The organism is Brevibacterium sp. W7.2, assembly GCF_018137945.1.
In the GTDB taxonomy this organism is placed as follows: domain Bacteria; phylum Actinomycetota; class Actinomycetes; order Actinomycetales; family Brevibacteriaceae; genus Brevibacterium; species Brevibacterium sanguinis.
The window spans coordinates 60861-80339 of record NZ_CP073089.1 but is presented as its reverse complement, the minus strand read 5'-3'; the positions used below and the strand labels follow the sequence as shown (position 1 = coordinate 80339).

General features: G+C 69.9%; 12 protein-coding genes and 1 pseudogene. 6 read left to right on the top strand and 7 right to left on the bottom strand.

What is annotated here, in order from left to right:
- Positions 1-81: 81 nt before the first annotated feature.
- From J9315_RS00355 to J9315_RS00345, 3 genes are read right to left on the bottom strand one after another with little or no spacing between them, the layout of a single operon-like run.
- On the bottom strand, positions 82-867 hold the full coding sequence (locus J9315_RS00355) for a ferritin-like domain-containing protein (protein ID WP_137825888.1): 786 nt from the start codon (positions 865-867) through the stop codon (positions 82-84).
- Complete coding sequence (locus J9315_RS00350; RefSeq protein ID WP_211978549.1) at positions 857-1777, bottom strand: hypothetical protein; 921 nt, start codon at positions 1775-1777, stop codon at positions 857-859. Before J9315_RS00350 ends, J9315_RS00355 begins: the two co-directional genes overlap by 11 nt.
- Positions 1771-4008, bottom strand: a complete 2238-nt coding sequence (locus J9315_RS00345) for an HAD-IB family hydrolase (protein WP_211978548.1) — start codon at positions 4006-4008, stop codon at positions 1771-1773. The genes J9315_RS00350 and J9315_RS00345 overlap by 7 nt, the downstream gene beginning before the upstream one ends.
- 134 nt (positions 4009-4142) lie before the next feature.
- Here J9315_RS00345 and J9315_RS00340 point away from each other — a divergent pair, with 134 nt between their 5' ends.
- The 4 genes from J9315_RS00340 to selD all read left to right on the top strand — a co-directional run bounded on the left by J9315_RS00340 (position 4143) and on the right by selD (position 8778).
- On the top strand, positions 4143-4925 hold the full coding sequence (locus tag J9315_RS00340; RefSeq protein WP_211978547.1) for an SDR family NAD(P)-dependent oxidoreductase: 783 nt from the start codon (positions 4143-4145) through the stop codon (positions 4923-4925).
- Positions 4926-5067: 142 nt separating this feature from the next.
- Complete coding sequence (locus J9315_RS00335; RefSeq protein ID WP_249120973.1) at positions 5068-5955, top strand: lysophospholipid acyltransferase family protein; 888 nt, start codon at positions 5068-5070, stop codon at positions 5953-5955.
- A complete protein-coding gene (locus tag J9315_RS00330) occupies positions 5952-7751 on the top strand; it encodes an FAD-binding oxidoreductase (RefSeq protein WP_211978545.1) in 1800 nt (599 codons plus the stop codon). Before J9315_RS00335 ends, J9315_RS00330 begins: the two co-directional genes overlap by 4 nt.
- A gap of 22 nt (positions 7752-7773) precedes the next feature.
- The gene (selD, locus tag J9315_RS00325) at positions 7774-8778 is read left to right on the top strand and encodes a selenide, water dikinase SelD (protein WP_211978544.1); all 1005 of its coding nucleotides are present in this window, start codon (positions 7774-7776) and stop codon (positions 8776-8778) included.
- A gap of 6 nt (positions 8779-8784) precedes the next feature.
- Here selD and J9315_RS00320 read toward each other — a convergent pair whose 3' ends face one another.
- On the bottom strand, positions 8785-9387 hold the full coding sequence (locus J9315_RS00320) for a TetR/AcrR family transcriptional regulator C-terminal domain-containing protein (RefSeq protein WP_211978543.1): 603 nt from the start codon (positions 9385-9387) through the stop codon (positions 8785-8787).
- A gap of 179 nt (positions 9388-9566) precedes the next feature.
- Between J9315_RS00320 and J9315_RS00315 the strand changes: the two genes are divergently transcribed.
- On the top strand, positions 9567-10955 hold the full coding sequence (locus J9315_RS00315) for an MFS transporter (RefSeq protein ID WP_249120972.1): 1389 nt from the start codon (positions 9567-9569) through the stop codon (positions 10953-10955).
- The gene (locus J9315_RS00310) at positions 10952-12595 is read left to right on the top strand and encodes an amidohydrolase (RefSeq protein ID WP_211978542.1); all 1644 of its coding nucleotides are present in this window, start codon (positions 10952-10954) and stop codon (positions 12593-12595) included. The genes J9315_RS00315 and J9315_RS00310 overlap by 4 nt, the downstream gene beginning before the upstream one ends.
- 705 nt (positions 12596-13300) lie before the next feature.
- Here the strand turns inward: J9315_RS00310 and nrfD are convergent.
- The 3 genes and pseudogenes from nrfD to fdnG all read right to left on the bottom strand — a co-directional run.
- On the bottom strand, positions 13301-14677 hold the full coding sequence (gene nrfD, locus J9315_RS00305; protein ID WP_211978541.1) for an NrfD/PsrC family molybdoenzyme membrane anchor subunit: 1377 nt from the start codon (positions 14675-14677) through the stop codon (positions 13301-13303).
- Positions 14674-15771: a 4Fe-4S dicluster domain-containing protein gene (locus tag J9315_RS00300; protein WP_198500044.1), complete on the bottom strand. Its 1098-nt coding sequence runs from the start codon at positions 15769-15771 to the stop codon at positions 14674-14676. The genes nrfD and J9315_RS00300 overlap by 4 nt, the downstream gene beginning before the upstream one ends.
- Positions 15772-16211: 440 nt before the next feature.
- Positions 16212-19382: pseudogene (gene fdnG / locus J9315_RS00295) on the bottom strand (formate dehydrogenase-N subunit alpha); the annotation flags it as partial.
- Positions 19383-19479: the final 97 nt, after the last annotated feature.

Here is a 19479-nt window from a genome sequence, read left to right as displayed (position 1 = left end):
CCCCGCCGGGTCCGGCAGTCACGGACGGGTGAGTCCCCGTTGCGAGGCCGGGGTGGCCCTCACTCGATGCCGAGGCAGCCCCTATTCGATGCCGAGGCGGGCGAAGGCGTTGCGGAAGATCGTGAGATCGCCGAGGCCCGGCAGCTTCTGCACGCGCTTGTCGAGCTTGTCGACCTCTTCGCTCTGGCCGCGGAAGAGATAGGACATCACGTGCTTGACCTCGGCGTCGTCCATCATGCCCGAGCCCACCGGCTTCCACAGCTTCCCCAGCGCAAGCTGCACGATCCGCTGCGCCCGCGGGTTGTCCTCGAGGCGCTCCCGGGCCTGGGTCGAGTAGAAGGCGACGTGCCGCGTCTCCTGCTTGGCGATGCGCTCGAGCAGCGGTGAGAGCACGGGGTGGTCCTGCATCGCCGCCATCCGCCGGTAGCCGGCTGTCGCCGACAGCTCATTGGCCGCGCCCCACGCCATGTGGACGGCGATGAAGTCGGAGCCGACCATGTTCGCCAGCAGCGACTGCTTCGCCGGGCCGAGCGCGAGCTTCCAGCCGAGTCCTGCGCGCTTGGCCTTGATCTCGTCGTAGTCGACGTGGATGCCGTGCTTCTCGAGCACGGCGGCGAGCGCCTCACCGTGCCAGAACTCCTCCCGGTTCCACATCGTCATGAACGCCGCCGGTGCGTCCTCCCGATGGGAGGGAGTGACGAGCAGCTCCCGGACGAAGCACGTCGTGTGGTACTCGACATCGCACATGTAGCGCACCGACCGCAGCGTGTCGCGGTCCAGCGGCATCTCGTCGAACACATCGAGATCGAGGTCGGACCACTTGACCGCCTCGGACGTCTCGGCGTAGTTGTCGAAGTCAAACGCCATGCTCACTCCTCACTCGAGATATCGGCGCCGAGGCGCTCGGACCGTCCGCTCGCCGCGCGGTGCGCAGGGCCGCCCGCACCTGGGTCACCGACGGCTGCGGGTCCCCGGGCAGCAGCCGGCCGATGACGGCATCGGAATCGCTGAGCTCCTGCCGGGCTAAGCTGCCGGTGAACAGACTCGACAGGGCGACCGCCTCGTCGGGGTCGGGCACGCCGACGATCCGCAGCGGCGCCCACGGCCTGGCGACGTGGAGACGCGCGGTGAGCGCTTCGGCACGGGACCGGGTGATGCGGGCGATCGCCTCGGTGCGGAAGAACCGCACGATCTCATCCCGCCGGTCGACCACCTCGGCGAGGACCCGGGCGGCCTCCCCCGTCAGGCGCGGCAGCAGTGCCCGCTCCGCGGCCTGCAGCGCACCCTCCTGGATGGCCAGCCGGGCCATGTGACCGGCGGTGATGGGCTCCTTGACGGCTCCGCCGAGGACGGGCGCGACGATCGGCAGGGCACGTTCGACCCAGATGCCGCGCAGCGTCGACGACAGGGAGCGCGGGGTGCGCGGCGAACGGCGAGCGTCTGCGGCGTCGAGGATCTCGCGCAGCGCCCGGGCCAGCCAGTACCGCTCGTAGCCCCACGCGGTGACGAAGGCGGTGATCCGCGCCTCGTTGGCCGTCCACGAGGCGAGCATCGCCCGCGTCTCGGCCAGCGCGGAGTTCTCCAGGCGCCAGAGGAACCCGAGGTCACGGGCCGCCTCGGCGGGCAGGTCGAGATGCGCGGCATCGACCGCGATCCGACCACGAGCCGCCGCGAGGTAGCCCGGGACGTCGAAGTCGGTGACGAGGACCGTCGGATGCGCGGCGTCGGAGAACAGCCGACCGTTGACGTGGCCCGGCGGATGGTCGCTGGTCACCATTCGAGCACCTTCCATCGCTTCTTCAGGGCCAGTCCGTAGAGGCCCAGGTCAGGGGTGACGGCGATCGGTTCGCCGACGAGTTCGAGCCACGCCGCATCGGCGAGCGAGTCCCCGTAGCCGGTCGACTTCCCGAGGTCGGCGCCGATCCCGCTCGCGTACTTGCGCAGCCAGTTCGCGCGGGCCTCGTCGACGAGCGGCGGCGTCGCGAGGTAGCCGGAGAGGACCCCGGCGTCGGTGACGTCCATGCGGGTGGCGACGACCTCGTCGAAGAGATCGGCCAGCGGTTCGACGAGGACCTCGAGGGCCCCGGTGACGAGCACGGTGCGGTGCCCGGCCGCGCGATGCTCATCGATGAGGGTGCGCGCCTGCGGACGGATCGAGCTGCGGATGCGCTCCCCGAGACCGCCGGCGATGACCTCGCGCAGCTGCTCGATGCGGAACCCCTTGTAGCGGCGGTTGACCATGCGGATGAGCTCCGAGCGGTCGCGGGACTCCGCCCGCAGCAGGCCCGGAACGATCCCCGCGATGCCGGCGAGCGCGGCCGGCCAGCGGTGGGGCGGCTGGGTCGCGCGGACCACGGCCGCGTACTGCCGGACGATGTTCGTCGAGATCACCGTGCCGTCGAGGTCGAAGACGGCGAGGGCGTCCGAGGCCGGGGCGATCGGGGCCGGACTCGCCTGCCGGGCGGTGGTGCGCCCGCGCTTGCGGGCATAGCTGCGGGTGAGCTCCGTGACCGCGGGCAGGTGGATGTCCTTGAAGTACCGGTCCCAGTCGATCTCGGTGACGTCGAAGCTCCTGGCGTGACCGGGCGGCAGCGCCGCCTGCAGGGCACGGGTCGCGGCGTCGTCGAAGACCATCTCCGTCTTCGTGTACTGGCGGTAGAGGTCGGCGAACTGGCGCAGCGAGCGCAGCCCGGAGTCGATGCGGCTCAGTCGCGCCGCCCACTGCCGGGTCCGGCGGGATGACGGGAGGCGGTCGACGATGCTGCGACCCGCCCGGGAGCTCAGTTCCTTCAGGCGGATCCGCTGCTCGATGAGCTCGGAGTTCGGGAAGCTCCACTCCGGCACCGGGGTGGGCTCGCCGTCGGGATCGGGCAGCGGACGGTCGAGGAAGTACTCGCGCACCGTGCGCACCATCTGGTGGAACGGGAGCGGATTGCTCGTCCCGGACACGACGTGGAAGTACTCCGGTTCCCGTGCGAGTCCGTCACCGTGAGCGGCATCCGCGTCACCGGGGTCACCATCCCGGTCGACGAGAGCGAGGATGACGTTGACGACGAAGTCGACGGGGATGATGTCGAGCACGGAGTCCGCGTGACCGGGGAACTCGGAGAGACTGCCGTTCGCGTAGGCCATGATGAGCGGGTCGGCGACCTTGAAGCCGTCGATCCACCCGGGATGCGGGTGCCGCAGCGCCGATTCGATGATCGAGGGTCGGACGAAGGAGACGCGATGGCCGGTGTCGGCCCACTCCTCCTCGGCGACCCGTTCGGCCATCGCCTTCGTGAACGTGTAGACGTCGGTCCACCCCAGCGACTCGGCGCGGGTGCGGCCGAAGTCGACGAGGCGGCTGGCGACGTGGGCCTCGCGCGCGGCCTCCGCGGCGGCGGCGACGGCCTTCGGTCCCATCCGCGAGCTCTGTGCGCGGGCCTGCCGGAGGAATCCGCGCAGGCTCTCCGGGGTCCGCGATTCGGCATCGACGCGCTCGCGCGCGAGCTCGGCGGCCGCGGACTCGGCGCGGTGGTCGACGGCGTGGCTGAGTCGGCGCTCCTGGGCCACGCCCTTCGAGATCCCGCCGACGTACGCGGTGGAGACGTGGATGACGTGCGGGTCCTGACCGGAGTCGAGCAGCGCCCGGTAGAGGTTCTCGACCCCGCCGACGTTCGTCCGGAACGCCTCGTCGATGGGCGCGTCGAAGGACACGCTCGAGGCGGAGTGGATGACGATGTCGATCGGCTCCGGCAGCGACGGCAGGTCGGTGAGGTCACCCTCGAGGACCTCGACTCTCGTCCGCACCGCCTCGGCGACGACATCGTCCCCGACCCTGGCGCTCCACTCGGCGAAGACGGGCTTGGTCAGCAGCCTCTCCACCCGGTCCCGGCCCGTCTGCGTCCCGCGGGGACGGACGAGGACGGTGACGGTGTCCTCCGGTCGGCTCTCGAGGAGAGCCTGGAGGACCGCCTGACCGAGGAATCCGGTCGCACCGGTGAGGAGAATGCGGCTCGGTGTCATGTGCTGCCTATCGGGGTGTGAGGAAACGGTATCGGAGTCTGATTCGGAGTCGCGGCCGAATCGGATGGGACCACGGGCGAAGTCATCGCGCAGTCACCAGCGAGTATGACCCGCGTCACTGTATCGTGACAAGTATGCATGTTGCTCTCATCACCGGAGGCACCGCCGGCATCGGCGCCGCGTTCGCGCGCGCATTCGCCGCTCGCGGGGTCGACCTCGTGCTCGTCGCCCGGAATCGCGACCGGCTCGAGGAGTTCGCCGCGGATCTGCGCGCCGGCACCGGGGTCGCCGTCGAGACCATCGTCGCCGACCTCTCCGACCGGGAGGCGCAGGCCGAGGTCGCCGCGCGCATCGAGGCCCCGGGGTCGCGGCCGCCGATCGACATCCTCGTCAGCAATGCCGGGTTCTCCGTCCGCTCGAGCCTGCTCGACCCCGACCTGCGGCAGCATGATCGGGGCTTCGAGGTCATGCAGCGGGCGGTGCTCGTCCTCGGCGGTGCGGCCGCCCGGGCGATGGCGCTGCGCGGGCGCGGCTGGATCATCAACGTGTGCTCGGTGAGCGCCGGGCTCACCCAGAACAACTACACCGCGATCAAGGCGTGGACGCAGAACTACTCCGAGTCGCTGTCGGTGCAGACGGCCGGGACGGGAGTGACCGTCACCGCTCTCGTGCCCGGATGGGTGCGCACCGAATTCCATGCGCGCGCCGGCATCGCCGGCACCTCGATCCCCGATCTCCTCTGGCTCGATGCCGACGACCTCGTCGAGGAGTGTCTGCGCGATGTCGCCCGCGGCCGCACCGTGAGCGTCCCCCAGCTGCGGTGGAAGGTCATCGTCGCAGCGCTGCGCGCGGCTCCTCGTCCCGTCATACACCGGCTCTCCGCCCTGCTCACCTCGCGGCGGAATGAGGAGGAATGAGGGCATGAGCCGGCGGGATCCGTCGGGTCAGGAGCCGCAGTCGGGTCCGGGACCGCAGTCGCCGGGGCCGCCGTCGGGGGACCGGAGGAATTCTCCCGCCGAGGCGGCATCCAGAACCGCGGTCGGCTCCGAACAGCGGGTGATGACCTCCGAAACGTCACCACCTCGCACGCCGGTGTCGACGGCGAAGCACCGCTCCCGACTCCGTGCGCTGCTGCGCGCTCTCCTCCAGCGCGTCCTCTTCCGCGCCCTCGTCGTCTCGACGATCTCTCCGACGGTGCGGATCGAGCCGCGGGTCCGGGGGCTGACCGAGGGCTTCCTCGTCATCGCGAACCACACCTCGCATCTCGACGCTCCGCTCATCGCCCAGAGCCTGCCCCACCGGCAGGCGCGCTTCCTCTCCACCGGCGTCGCCTACGACTACTTCTTCACCGCCTGGCACAAGCGGCTCTTCGTCCGCAGCCTCTTCAACGCCTTCCCGGTCTACCGGGAGGGCTCGCGCGGCAGCTCCGAGGTGCCGCGGGCGCTGCTGCGCGCCGGCGTCCCCGTCCTCCTCTTCCCCGAGGGCGGTCGGCAGCAGGGCCGCGTCATCGCCGATTTCAAGGTCGGTGCCGTCAAGCTCGCCGTCGATGCCGGTGTCCCGATCGTTCCGGCCGCCGTCGTCGGCGGGTTCGAGGCGATGCCCAAGGGAGCGAACTGGCCGGTGCCGGGCAGGCCGCCGGTGCGCATCGTCTTCGGCGAGCCCGTCATCCCCCGGCCCGGGGAATCCCTGCCGGCGCTCACCGCCCGCGTCCAGAGCCTCGTCGAGGAGCTCTTCGACTCCGGAGCCGACGCGATCGGGGTGCCCCGCCTCGCGCACCGGCATGAGAAGCTCGCCCCCGGTGAGGAGCCGCGCACTCCCACCCATGCCCCGGAGCCGGACAAGCAGACCACGCAGCACCATTGGACGACCGCCCCGAGCCCCCGCCGTCATCGGCCACAGGCTCGGGGCCGCCTCGGCGAAAGCACGGATGAGAGGATGAGGAATTGAGCACACCGGTCAGAGCGGAGGACGTCAGGCGGCATCGCTGGTGGGGCTGGGGCGCCGACGGCGTCGAGTTCCGCTGGGAGACGAAGCCGGCGTTCGCGGCGATCGCGAAGGAGAAGGTCGGGCTCGACCTGTGGAACGCCCCGCGCCCGCGCACTCCGGACCTCGCCGACGTCGACGCGCCCGCGTCCCGGATGCCCGCTGACCTCCTCGCCTCCCTCGCCAAGGCGGTCGGAGCCGACAACGTCAGCACCGATGACGGGCTGCGCATCGTCCACTCGTTCGGTCGCTCCCTGCCCGACCTCTACCGGGTGCGGAACGGGATCATGCCGCGGCTCACCGATGTCGTCGTCCACCCCGGCAGCGAGGACGAGGTCACAGCCGTCCTCGACATCGTCCTCGCTCACGACCTCGTCCTCATCCCCTACGGCGGCGGGTCGTGCATCTCCGGATCGGTCACCCCGGATCCGGCGGAGACCCGCCCCATCGTCTCGCTCAACCTCGGACGGATGCGCCGGGTCCTCGACGTCGACGAGTACTCGGGGCTGGCCCGGGTCGAGGCCGGCGCCTACGGTCCCGACCTCGAAGAGCAGCTCAACCTCCGCGGTTGGACGATGGGGCACTTCCCCGACTCGTTCAGCTATTCGACCCTCGGCGGCTGGGCGGCGACCCGGTCGTCGGGGATGCAGTCGGACAGGTACGGCGACATCGAGGACATCGTGCGGGGGATGCGCGTCGTCCATCCCCGCGGAGTCGTCGTGAGCAAGCCGATCCCCGGTCGGGACTCCGGCCCGTCGGTCCACGAGATGATCCTCGGCAGTGAGGGCCGCCTCGGCGTCATCACCGAATGCACGGTCCAGATCCACCGCCGGCCCGAGGTCAGGGAGGTCGTCGCGTACCTCTACCCGGATTGGGCGTCAGGCGTCGAGGCGATGCACGACATCGCGCGCTCCGAGGTCAGCCCCACTTTCACCCGGCTCTCCGACGGGCCCGAGACGCGCTTCAGCCTCGCCATGGTCTCGCAGCCGACCTCGGTGAAGTCCAAGGTCAGCGCCCGTGGTCAGGATGCCCTGTTCGCGTATCTGCGCGCCCGCGGCTGGGACACGACGGAGGGGATGTGCCTGTCCTACGTCTGCTTCGAGGGGTCGAAGGAGCACGTCGCGCGTGAGCGGGCCGAGGTCAAGCGGATCGTCTCGGGTCGCGGCGGGATCAGCCTCGGCACCGGACCGGGAGCGATCTACGACCAGAAGAAGTTCGACACCCCCTACCTGCGCGATTTCCTCCTCAACTACAGGGTCTTCGGCGATGTCTGCGAGACCGGGGTGAGCTGGGCGAACCTCAAGACGATGCACGCCCGCGTCCACGAGCGCTTCGAACAGGTGCGCCGGGCGCAGGGCGGGCCGGGCTTCATGTTCTGCCACATGTCCCACAGCTACCACGGCGGGGCGTGCCTCTACTTCACGTTCGCCGTCCCCTACACCCGCGAGGACACCGCGCTGACGGAGTACCAGTTCGTCAAGGACGCCGTGCAGCAGGAGTTCATCGACTCCGGCGGCGGGCTCTCCCACCATCACGGGGTCGGCACCGAGCACCGGCCGTGGATCGTCGACGACATCACCCCCGCCGGGGCGTTCATCGTCGACTCCCTCTTCCGCGCGACCGATCCCGGTCGGAATCTCAACCCCGGCAAGATCGTCGCCGAGGCGGACGTCGAGTCCCCGGCCGGTGTTTCGTCCCCGGTGGATGACGGCGCGGTTCCCGCTGTCCAGCGTGACCGGAGCACCGATCCGACGCCGTGAGGCCAGTGCTAGGCTCGCGCACATGGACACCTCGGAGACGCTCGAGACCGCACAGTACCGCCTCACCGGGTTCGCCCACGGCGGCGGCTGTGCGTGCAAGATCCCGCCCGGTGAGCTCGAGGACGCGGTCCGCGGACTGACCGGGCAGACGCACCCCGAGGTCATCGTCGGTCTCGATGACGGCGACGACGCCTCGGCGGTGCGCATCCGCGAGGATCTCGCGGTCCTCTCCACCGCGGACTTCTTCACCCCCGTCGTCGACGACGCCTACGACTGGGGGCGGATCGCGGCGGCCAACGCGCTCTCCGACATCTACGCGATGGGCGGGACCCCGGTCACGGCGATCAACCTCGTCGGGTGGCCGCGGGAGACGCTGCCCATGGAGCTGCTCACCGAGGTGCTGCGCGGCGGTCTCGACGTCGCCGGGCAGGCGAACTGCCCCGTCGCCGGCGGTCATTCGATCGACGATCCCGAACCGAAGTACGGGATGGCCGTGACCGGCATCGCCCATCCCGATGCGATCATGCGCAACGACGCCGCCGAGGCGGGACTGCCGATCACTCTGACCAAGCCGATCGGGGTGGGGGTTCTCAACAATCGTCACAAGCAGACCGGGGAGGTCTTCGACGAGGCGATCGCGACGATGACGCAGCTCAATGCGGACGCCTCGCGGGCGGCCGTGGCCGCCGGCATCCGTGCGGCCACCGACGTCACCGGCTTCGGACTGCTCGGCCACCTGTTCAAGATGGGCCGGGCCTCCGGGGTCGGTGCGGTCATCGACGCGGCTGCGGTGCCCCGCCTCGGCGGGGTCGACGAGTCGATCGCCGCAGGATTCGTCTCCGGCGGCACCCGGCGCAACCTCGACTGGGTGCGGCCGCACCTGACCACTGATGACACCGTCACCGAGGCGGACCTCCTCCTGCTCGCGGATGCGCAGACCTCCGGCGGCCTCCTCGTCGTCGGGGAGCTGCCGGGTCACCCGGTGATCGGGGAGACCGTCGCCGGGTCCGGCATCCGCATCCGCTGAACCTGTTCAGCTCACCCGCGCCTCGATGCCCGCGATGAGGAGATCGAGCCCGCGATCGTAGACGAGTCGGTTGCGCTCCGTGCCGGTCGGATGGCGGGCGGCGAGTGCGGCGAGCGGGGAATCCGGGTCTCCGGGCGCGAAGATCTGATTCGGGGACAGGGCGTCGAGGGCGACCCCGAACGCGAACGCATCGAGGACTTCGAGCGTGGTGAGCAGCTCGTCCTCGGGCAGGCCGGCGCGGCGGAGGATCTCAAGGAGCGCCTCATAGAGTCGCAGGGTCTCGGGTTCGTCGATCGTCACGCCGAGGAGATGGATCATCACGCGCGGATGGTCGGCGTAGAGGCGCCAGAGGGATCCGACGCCGGCTCGCAGCGAGTCCTGCCACCCCGCATCGGCGAGGGTGACGAGGTCGTAGTCGCCGTTGAGGACCTCGCGCATCGCATGGACGATCCCGTCGCGTCCGTCGACGTGGTGGTAGAGCGAGGAGAGGGAGACGCCGAGGCGCTTCGCGAGCGGCTGGATCCTCAGCTCCTCACCGGCATCGAGCATCTCGATGGCGGCGAGCGCGATCTTCTCCCGGCTCAGCAGCGGGGACGTCGGTCGGGCCATGACGCACGCTCCTCCTTCTCGCGACTCTGCGACTTCTCACCTCGGGGACTTCTATGTCCTGCCGCGATGCGATTGACAAGCTCTCGAACCGGCAGGCACCATTCTAGGTAACCGAAAACTTTTCGTTTAGTCAATGAGTGCCGTTCCCCGCACTCCGACTCCGGCAAAGGGGCCACCACATGAGCACTGCACCCGCACCCGCTGACGATCCCCGCGTCCCGCTCGGACTGCGCAACGGCGCGGCGGTCTTCCTCGTCGCCCTCGCCGGACTCATGCTCGCCAACCTCGCCCCGCTCGTCATGGCTGTGCTCGAAGATGTGGGCTTCGACGTCATCGCCTCCGGCAACATCCTCACGTGGGCACTGCTCGCCTCGGCGCTCGTCGGCCTGGGCACCTCGCGCCCGGCGGCCGGACGCCACCGCCGCACGATCGCCGTGGTCGGACTCGTCATCGCCATCATCGGGTTCCTCGCCGCGGCGTTCATCGGCAGTCCCACGATCATCGTCGCCGGACTCATCGCCGGTGGCGCCGGAGTGGGCGCGGCGATCTCGACCTCGGGGGCTGCGATCGCGGCGATCGAGAACCCCAACCGGGTGAGCGCGACGAGCGGCGTCGTCAATCGCCTCCTCGTCATGGTCGTCCTCGGGGTCATCCCCGCGATCGGCCTCGCCCAGATCACGGTGTTCGGGGCGCTCGCGCTGCTGTCGGCCCTCAGCCTCGCCGTGACGATCTGGCTGCCGGCCACCCCCGACTACTCCTCGGCGGTCATCGCCGCCGAGTCCCCCGCCGGCACCCGTGCGCCCCGCAAGGTCGTGCTCGCCGGCATCGGCATCCTCATCGTCTTCCCCCTCTGGGGCACGAGCGAGGACTCCGTGTGGACGCTCGCTCCGGTCCTCGGCGACTCCGTCGGGCTGAGCGAGCAGTCTCTCGGCTTCGCCCTCAGCGCCGCCGCCGGGTGCGGGGCCGCGGCGATGCTCATCGTCATGCTCCTCGGCACCCGGATCGGACGGGCGGTGCCGCTGGCCGTCGCGCTCATCCTCGGCGGGGTGGCGAAGATCTGGATCGGCATGACGACCGATCCGCAGACCCTGGCCGTGCTCATCGTCGTCGTCAACACGATCTACGCGTTCGCGTTCGTCCTCTTCATCGCCACCGCCGCCGGTCTCGACGCCCGCGGCTACTGGTCGGGTCCCCTCGTCGGGGCCTACATCGTCGGGTCGAGCTTCGCTCCCCTCCTGGGCGCATGGGTCATCGACACTGTCGGCATCCCCGCCTTCGGGCTCATCATGGGCATCGTCAGCTTCGTCGTCGTCATCCCCACGGTGCTCATCGCCCGCGTCTCGACGAGCGTCGAACGCACCCTGACCCACCTCGGCGAGGATTCACCGACACCGCCCGCGGATCCGTCGACCTCGGGCACCCCCACCGAGGCGACCGCCACCACGACCGACTCCTCTACCGCCGCTGACGCCTCCGACACCGCGACGGACTCCCTTGCCGGTTCCACTGGCGGACGGGACTCCGTCACCGACGACTCCCCTACCGACTCCACCGAAAGGACATCATGACCACCGTCCTCACCAACGCCACAGTCTTCACCGGCATCGCGGACGCCCCGCTCCACGAGGCCGTCGCCTTTGAGGCGGGACGGATCCTCGCCGTCGGTGACGCGGACACCGTCCGTGCGATCGCCGGTGAGGGCGCCGAGGTGGTCGACCTCGACGGTGCGCTCGTGTCCCCGGGGTTCGTCGAGGCGCATACGCATCTGGCGATGCTCGGGCAGACCCTGGACAAGGTGCAGCTGCGCGACGCCGGGAGTCTGAGTGAGATCCAGGAGCGGCTGCGTGCGGCCCGCAGCGCGCAGCCGGAGGCGGCGTACCTCCTCGGCGCGAGTTGGATGTTCGACGCCGTTCCCGGTGGTCAGCCGACGGCGGCGATGATCGACGAGGTCATCGCCGACATTCCCGTCATCCTCGACTCGAACGACGTCCATTCCTCCTGGGTCAACACTGCGGCGCTCGAGGCGATGGGCATCACGGCGGAGACGCCGAATCCGCCCGGTGGGGAGATCGTCCGCGACGCCGACGGGCAGGCGACGGGGTTCATGCTCGAGACCGCGGCGATCGAGTACGTGTGGTCCTACCTCGATGAGATCACGACGGCCGCGGATCGTGATCGGTTCCTCGACACGGCGTTCGCGGCGTACCTGGCCAACGGGGTGACCGCGGCGACCGACATGGCGCTCGGCGAGCCTGAGCTCGCCGCCGTCGTCCGCCTGCTCGAGCGCGACGGCCGCCTGCCGTTCCCCGTCACTGCCCATTGGCTCCTCCGCCCCACTGGCGATCCCGAGCGGGATCTCGCCCAGGTCGCGCGAGCGGTCGAGGTGCGCGACCAGGTGGCGTCGCTGGACGGCTCCGAGTGGTTCCGCCTGGCCGGGGTGAAGTTCATCCTCGACGGCGTCATCGATGCGTGCACCGCGGCGATGCGGGCACCGTATGCGAACGGGACGAACGCCGAGGCGATCTGGTCGTTTCAGACCGCCGCACCGGTGGCCGTGGCCGCCGATGCCGCCGGCCTGCAGCTGGCGATGCACGCGATCGGCGACCATGCGAGCGAGATCGCGCTCGACCTCGTCGAGGAATGCGTGCGGGCGAACGGTCCGCGACTGCGCAGTCCGCGCATCGAGCATCTCGAGTCCGTCACGGATGACACGATCCGCCGCATGGCCGCGCTCGGCGTCGTCGCGTCGCTCCAGCCGGTCCATTGCGACCCGGCGATCATGGACAACTGGATGACGATGCTCGGCGACGACCGCGCGGAGTCGGGCTTCCCCTGGCAGAAGTTCCGCGACGCGGGGGTGCGGATCGCGCTCGGCACCGATGCGCCCACCGCTCCCCTCGAGGCGGCGCACAATCTCTTCATCGCGCTGACGACACGGTCGGCGCTCAGCCCGGGACCTGCCGCCTATCACCCTGAGCGGGCGTTCACCCCAGGTCAGGCCCTTGAGGGGCTGACCTTCGCGGGAGCGCTGGCGGGCGAGTTCGGTGACGGGATCGGGCGGATCGTGTCCGGTGGGCGCGCGAATCTCGTCGTCCTCGACGTCAACCCGTTCACCGGCGACCCGGACGACCTCCTCGGGGCGACGGTCCTGCGGACCTACGTCGACGGAGAACTCGTCGCCGGCAGCGCGGCGTCGACGCGCGAGTAGCTCTCGAAGGGCGCGCAGCCTCCGCAGCACGCCCGGCGTCGCAGGCACAGAGGCACCCGGCGGCAACCCCGCACCCGGAGCTGCACACACACCGCGTGCATGGGTGGTGTGTGGAGCCGAGGGTTGTGCGTACGCAGCTCCGCGGAGGAACTCACGCCCCGAGGTGGGAGTCGCCTTCCACGTAGGAACAGCGGCTGCGGGTAGTGTTCGCGCCCAGAGACTGCGCGCCCGACGGGCAACCCCGCACGCGGAGCTTCACGCACACCGCGTGCACGAGTGGTGTGTGAAGCCGAGGGTTGTGCGTGCGCAGCTGCGCGGAGGAAATCGCGCGCCGAGGTGGGTGTCGCCCTCCGCGTTGTAGCTACGGCTGCGGGTAGTGTTCGCGCCCAGAGACTGCGCGCCCGACGGCAACCCCGCACGCGGAGCTTCACACACACCGCGTGCACGGGTGGTGTGTGGAGCCGAGGGTTGTGCGTACGCAGCCGCGTGGAGGAAATCGCGCGCCGAGGTGGGTGTCGCCCTCCGCGTAGCAGCTGCGGCTGCGGGTAGTGTTCGCGGCAAGGGACGGCGCGCCCAGCGGTCTCGGATGCGGCGCACCTGAGCAGGACAGAAAGTTGACGCAGACACCGGGCACGCGGCCTGGAGACCTTCAAGTCGGCTGCACGCACCGACACCCTGCGGGGCGGCGCACCGCCCCGCGGCCGGCTACCAGCCGGTGGTGATCGAGTCGTCGGTGATGCCCTGGGCGCGGCGCTCCTCGAGGCGGGCGCGCTGCGGTTCGATGACGTAGCGCGGGTCCTTCGTCGAATCGATGCCGGCTTCGAGCATCCCGAAGCGGGTGTACGCCGAGGCTGCCGCCAGTGCCGTGCCGCTGACCACGGACAATGTCCGCAGCAGCGCGCGGGTCTTCCAGCTGCGTCCCGCCTTGTTCGCCGCGACGGTGGCAGCGCCGGAGGCGACCGCACGTCCGGCGACGCCCTTGGCCACGGCCTGCGCGGCACCCGATGCCGTGAGACCGGCGACGCCGGTGGCCGCCGTCTTCGCGACGCCCTTGACCCCGCGCAGCGCCTTGTCGCCGGTGCGGGAGCCGAGCTTCTTCGCGAAGATCCGCGCCCCCACCTCGACGACGGCCGCGCCGATCGCTCCGGCGATGAGGAGCTTCTCGGCACGGTGGAGCTTGTGGCCGGGTTCGCCCTCCTCCATCGGCTCGACCTCGACGGGGTGCATGCCCTTCTTCATCCGCGACATCGCATAGAGGTCGCCGGCCGAGCCCATGAGCGCGAGCAGACGCGCCGGTTCGGCTTCGCGCACGGGTGAGAGCGCCATCGCGGCACCGCCGGCGGCCAGCGACGCCGAGGACACGAAGACGAACGGCAGCCCGTTGCGGCCCGCGGCATTCCACGTCGGCACCGCCGTGTCGCCGAGGAGGACCGCCGTGTACGCGGCCAGCGGAGTCGCGAAGAGAGCGGACTCGAGGGCCGCGGGCAGCTCGAGTGCGTGGAGGACCTTGCGCAGCGGTCCCAGCGGCAGGATCTCCTTCGTCAGCCGGTCGACCTCGATGACCGAGGTGACGCCGGCACCGACGCCGAAGCCCGAGAGGATCCACGTGCCGAGGCTCATCGGGGAGGACACCTTGACCACGCGCATCATGTTGATGAAGCGCTCGGGGCGACCGAGGTCCTTGACGAGCGCCGCGCCGCCGAGGGCCGTCGCGCCGATCGCGGTGAGACGGGTGGCCGTGCGCATGCCGGGCCGGTCGCTCAGCTGAGCGCCGAGGCCGAGCAGCGTCGACCCGCCGGCGAGCCCGCCGAGGAAGAGGTAGAGCGAGATCTCATGACCCCATGGCGGCGGCTTGACGATCGGGCGACCGTAGTACGAGGTGAACTCGACGTCCTCGACCATCGGCATCTCGCGTCCGCCGTCGGCACCGCGGTTCTGCCAGCCCCCGCCGGAGCCACCGGAGCCCCGACCTCCGGAGCCACCGGAGCCGGACCCGGATCCCCCGCGACCGCCTCGGCGACGCTTCTTCCGCCCGCCTTCTGGCTCGGGGGGACGGTACGAATCGTAAACGGATGAGCTCATGAACGCTTGCTCCCGAGGAAGGACAGGCCGGCCGCGGCGATCATGCCGAGGGCGGCGATGCCGGCGGTGGCGAACATCGCGGGCAGGTCCTTCGTCGCGACCCGGGGATCCGGCGGCAGGCCGTAGACCTCGGGTTCGTCGAGGAGGAGGAAGACCGAGCCGGTGCCGCCGACCCCGTCGTTCGGGTTCGCCCCGTAGAGGCGCGCCTCGGTGAGTCCCTTCGCGTGGAGATCGGCGACCCGCTCATGGGCCTGGGCGACCATGTCCTCGCGGTCGCCGAACTTGATCGACGTCGTCGGGCACGTCTGCGCGCAGGCCGGGGTCTGGCCCTCGACGAGGCGGTCGTAGCAGAGCGTGCACTTGTTCGCCGTGTGCATGTTCGGGATGTCCGCGGTGTCGAGCGGGTACTCCTCTCCGCCGCGATCCGTGGGCGGTCGGATCGTGCCGTCGTCACGGCGTTCGATGACGCCGAACGGGCAGCCGGCCACGCACGTGCCGCAGCCGTTGCAGACATCGGCCTGGACGACGACGGTGTCGAACTCGGTGCGGAAGAGCGCACCGGTCGGGCACACGTCGAGGCAGCCGGCGTGCGTGCAGTGCTTGCACACGTCGGAGGACATCAGCCAGCGGAAGTCCGCGGTGTCCGGCGGGGTCGTGTCGACACCGTCGAAGTCGACGGGGTCGAGCGCGCCGGGGGCGAGGAGGTCGACGTCGAGCTGCGGTGACGACGGCAGTCCGCCGCCCACCGGCTGCGGACCCGCGGTCTCGTCGGTGCGCGGCCGGATCGAGGGCATGCCGAGGTTGACGAGCTTGCGCCCGGACTCCCTGGCCGCTTCGATCTGCTCCTTGCCCTGTTCGACGAACGCTACGTGGCGCCACGTGTTCGCGCCGAGCTCACCGGTGTTGTCATACGACATCCCGAGGATCTCGAAGTTCCCGTCCTGCGGGTTGTGGTTCCACTCCTTGCACGCGACCTCGCAGGCCTTGCAGCCGATGCAGATCGAGGTATCGGTGAAGAATCCCTTGCGATTCTGCGTCGTGTCATGCCAATGGCCGTCCGCGACGGTGCCGGAATCCAGCGTCGGTGCCGACATCAGTTCTCCTCCTCTTCCTCTTCTGCTCTCCTGCGCGCGTTCTTCTCGTACTCCCACGCGTTCGCGGGCTGTTCGGGATCGACCGGCTGGTACGGCTTGCCGTCGGCGTCGTAGCCGAAGTGCGGGTCGCCGTCGGTCGGGTCCCCGTCGACGGCGTAGTTCGCGTCGACCCGCTTGTCCGGCTGCTCGCCGCCGGACTCGCGATCGCCGGCATCCTCGGGCGCGCCGCTGTCGCCGGCTCCGCTGCCTGCGGAGTCCCCGGAATCCGTGGGTGCGCTGTAGCCCTTCGCCGAGGCGGTTCCGGAGTCCTGGGATTCGTCGGCTCCGTACGTGCGACCGGGGGTGACACCGACCGCGGAGTCGCCTCCGCGCTCGTTGTGCCCGCCCGTGTGCGCCGGGGAGCTCGCCTCGGCGGCGCGGTCGACGACCTCGGGCGGGACCGTGACGAGTTCGTTGCCCGACTCGGGGGTGAGACCGGCCTCGCGCTGGTACTTCTCGACGAAGTCGACGAGCTCGGGCCCGCGCGGCCGCCTGCCCGGCAGGGCGGTGCCGGCGACGTACTTGCCGTTCTGGATGAAGACGTTGGGGTCCATCGTCACGCCGAGGAGGTCGTTGGCCGAATCGCCGTCGACCCACGCGCCCTTGCCGCCGACGCCCCAGTGGTAGGGCAGGCCGATCTGGTGGACCCACTTGCCGCCGATCTTCAAAGGCGTCATCCGCTCGGTGATGAGGACGCGGGCCTCGATCGCCGCCCGGGGGGAGACGAGGGTCGCCCAGCCGTAGGGTTCGAGTCCGACCTCTTCGGCGAGCTCCGGTGAGACCTCGCAGAACATCTCGGGTTGGAGCTCCGAGAGGTAGGACAGCCAGCGGGACATGCCGCCGGCCGTGTGGTGCTCGGTGAGCCGGTAGGTCGTGAACACGTACGGGTAGACCTCGGAACCGGGGAACCCGGCACCCGGGGCCGACAGGTTGTCCTCCCGGCGCATGATCTTGCGCAGCGGATTGTTCTGCTGCGTGTAGAGCGGGTTGCCGATCGTCGATTCCTGCGGTTCGTAGTGCGTGGGCAGGGGTCCGTCGACCATGCCGCCGGGGGCGAAGAGCCAGCCCTTGCCGTCGGCCTGCATGATGAACGGGTCGTCGCCGTCGAGTTGGCTCGGACCGCCGAAGGGCACATCGGAGTGTGCTTCGGGGTTGAGCTCGACGGGGAAGTCGGGTTCGTCGGCGCCGACCCAGCGGGCCTTGTCCGTGTCCCACCACACGAGCTTCTTCCGCTCCGACCACGGCTTGCCCTCGGGGTCGGCCGAGGCGCGGTTGTAGAGGATCCGGCGGTTCGCCGGCCACGCCCATGCCCATTCGGAGGCGATCTCGTCCTGCTCGGTGCGCGGTTTGCGCCGGGCGGCCAGGTTGACGCCGCCGGAGTAGATGCCGGTGTAGATCCAGCAGCCGCCGGCGGTCGTGCCGTCATCGCGCATCTGGGTGTAGACGTCGAGCGGCTGCCCGTCCTTCTCCCCGCCGACGTAGTAGCCGTTGACTTCGGCGAGGACCGCTTCGGGATCGACCTCGCCGTCCTCGTCGAGCGGGTAGTCCCACGTCAGGTCGAGGAGCGGGCGATCGCGCGGATCGTCGGAGTCGGCGAGCTTCGCGCGGATGCGCTTGCCGAGCTCGTAGAAGAACTCGAGTTCGCTCTGCGCCTCACCCGGCGGGTTGACCGCCTTGTGCCGCCACTGGACGAGGCGCTGCGTCTGGGTGAACGTGCCCGCCTTCTCCGTGTGGTTGGCCGCGGGCATGAAGAAGACCTCGGTGTCGATGTCCTCGGTGCGCAGCTCACCGGTCTCGATCTCCGGGCCGTCCTTCCACCAGGTGGCGGATTCGATGAGGCTGAAGTCGCGGACGACGAGCCATTTGAGGTGGCTCATCGCCATCCGCTGCATGCGCCCGTTCGCCGACCCCACGGCCGGGTTCTGGCCGAGGAGGAAGTACCCGTCGACGCCGTCGTTGAGCATCCGCACCTGCGTCTGGTAGGTGCCGTGGGCGCCGTTGATCCGCGGCAGGTAGTCGAACGCGAAGTCGTTCTCCCGCGTCGCCGCGTCACCCCACCAGGCCTTGAGCAGGTTCGTCGCGTAGCTGCGGCCGTTGGCCCAGTAGCCCTTGTGGGTCTCGGGCGTGCCGACGGCGGCGACGTAGTCGTCGAACGTGTCGTGGACGCCGGCGCTCGGCATCGGCAGGTACCCGGGCAGGAGGTTGAACAGCGTCGGGATGTCCGTCGATCCCTGGATCGTCGCGTGTCCGCGCAGCGCCATGATGCCGCCGCCGGGGCGACCCATGTTGCCGAGCAGGAGCTGGAGGATCGAGGCGGTGCGGATGAATTGCGCGCCGAGGCTGTGCTGCGTCCACCCGACCGCGTAGGCGAAGCACGTGGTCCGTTCGCGACCGGAGTTCGTCGTGATCGATTCGAGGAGGTATTCGAAGTCCGACTCCGAGATCCCGCACGATTCGGCGACCATCTCCGCGGTGTAGCGCGAGTAGTGGCGCTTGAGTATCTGGAAGACGCTGCGCGGGTCGGTGAGGTTGGGGTCGCGCAGGGCGACGCCGGCCTCATCGGTCTGGTACGACCACGTCGAGTTGTCATACGAGTTCGTCGCCGGATCGTAGCCGGAGAACAGTCCGTCGAGGTCCTCGGGGTCGAGGTAGTTGTCGCTGATGAGGTTCGTCGCGTTCGTGTACGACCGGACGTACTCCTCGAAGTAGAGGCCGTCGGTCAGCACCCGGTTGATGAGCGCGCCGAGGAGGACGATGTCCGAGCCCGCCCGGATCGGGACGTGCTTGTCGGCCACCGCCGTGGTCCGGGTGAACCGCGGATCGACGTGGATGATCCGGGCACCGCGGGCCTTGGCCTCAGTCACCCATTGGAAGCCCACCGGGTGGCATTCGGCCATGTTCGACCCCTGGATGACGATGCAGTCGGCATTCGCCATGTCCTGGACGGGTTGTGTGGCGCCGCCGCGCCCGAACGAGGTTCCCAGACTGGGAACCGTGGCGGAGTGTCATATGCGGGCCTGGTTCTCGATCTGTATCGCGCCGGCGGCGGTGAAGAGCTTCTTCGCGAAGTAGTTCTCCTCGTTGTCGATGGTCGCCCCGCCGAGGCTGGCGATGCCCATCGTGCGCCGCAGGGGGTGGCCTTGGTCGTCGAAGTCCTCCCAGTGGTTGCGGCGGGCTTCGAGGAACCGGTCGGCGACCATGTCGATCGCCGTGTTCAGGTCGAGCTTCTGCCAGTCCTTGGCCTTCGGGGCGCGGTAGAGGACCTCGGTCTGCCGGGAGGGGTTGTTGACGAGCTGTTCGCTCGCCGCGCCCTTCGGGCAGAGGCGCCCGCGTGAGATCGGCGAGTCGGGGTCTCCCTCGATGCCGACGACCTTGTCGTCCTTGACGAAGATCCGCTGTCCGCAGCCGACGGCGCAGTACGGGCAGACGGACTGGACGACCTTGTCGGACGTCGTCGTCCGCGGGACCATGTTGCGCGTGTGCTCTGACACCACGGACTCGCCGCGTCCGGTCGGATCGGACGAACGGAACTGCCGCAGCACCGGCCACTCGAGAAAGCTGAACCGTGCCATGGCGTCATCATACCCCCGCACTCTCTACGGCGTGTAGTGAAGAATGCCTAAACTTTCCTTGCCACGAGAATGCCGTCGTCGAGCTCGGTTTCCGTGC

Bases quoted from the DNA above. Each gene is read 5' to 3' on its own strand.
- J9315_RS00315 (WP_249120972.1), top strand. From the start codon at position 9,567: ATGAGCACTGCACCCGCACCCGCTGACGATCCCCGCGTCCCGCTCGGA.
- J9315_RS00350 (WP_211978549.1), bottom strand. From the start codon at position 1,777: ATGGTGACCAGCGACCATCCGCCGGGCCACGTCAACGGTCGGCTGTTC.
- J9315_RS00340 (WP_211978547.1), top strand. From the start codon at position 4,143: ATGCATGTTGCTCTCATCACCGGAGGCACCGCCGGCATCGGCGCCGCG.
- J9315_RS00355 (WP_137825888.1), bottom strand. From the start codon at position 867: ATGGCGTTTGACTTCGACAACTACGCCGAGACGTCCGAGGCGGTCAAG.
- J9315_RS00345 (WP_211978548.1), bottom strand. From the start codon at position 4,008: ATGACACCGAGCCGCATTCTCCTCACCGGTGCGACCGGATTCCTCGGT.
- J9315_RS00335 (WP_249120973.1), top strand. From the start codon at position 5,068: ATGACCTCCGAAACGTCACCACCTCGCACGCCGGTGTCGACGGCGAAG.
- J9315_RS00320 (WP_211978543.1), bottom strand. From the start codon at position 9,387: ATGGCCCGACCGACGTCCCCGCTGCTGAGCCGGGAGAAGATCGCGCTC.
- J9315_RS00310 (WP_211978542.1), top strand. From the start codon at position 10,952: ATGACCACCGTCCTCACCAACGCCACAGTCTTCACCGGCATCGCGGAC.
- J9315_RS00300 (WP_198500044.1), bottom strand. From the start codon at position 15,771: ATGTCGGCACCGACGCTGGATTCCGGCACCGTCGCGGACGGCCATTGG.
- selD (WP_211978544.1), top strand. From the start codon at position 7,774: ATGGACACCTCGGAGACGCTCGAGACCGCACAGTACCGCCTCACCGGG.
- nrfD (WP_211978541.1), bottom strand. From the start codon at position 14,677: ATGAGCTCATCCGTTTACGATTCGTACCGTCCCCCCGAGCCAGAAGGC.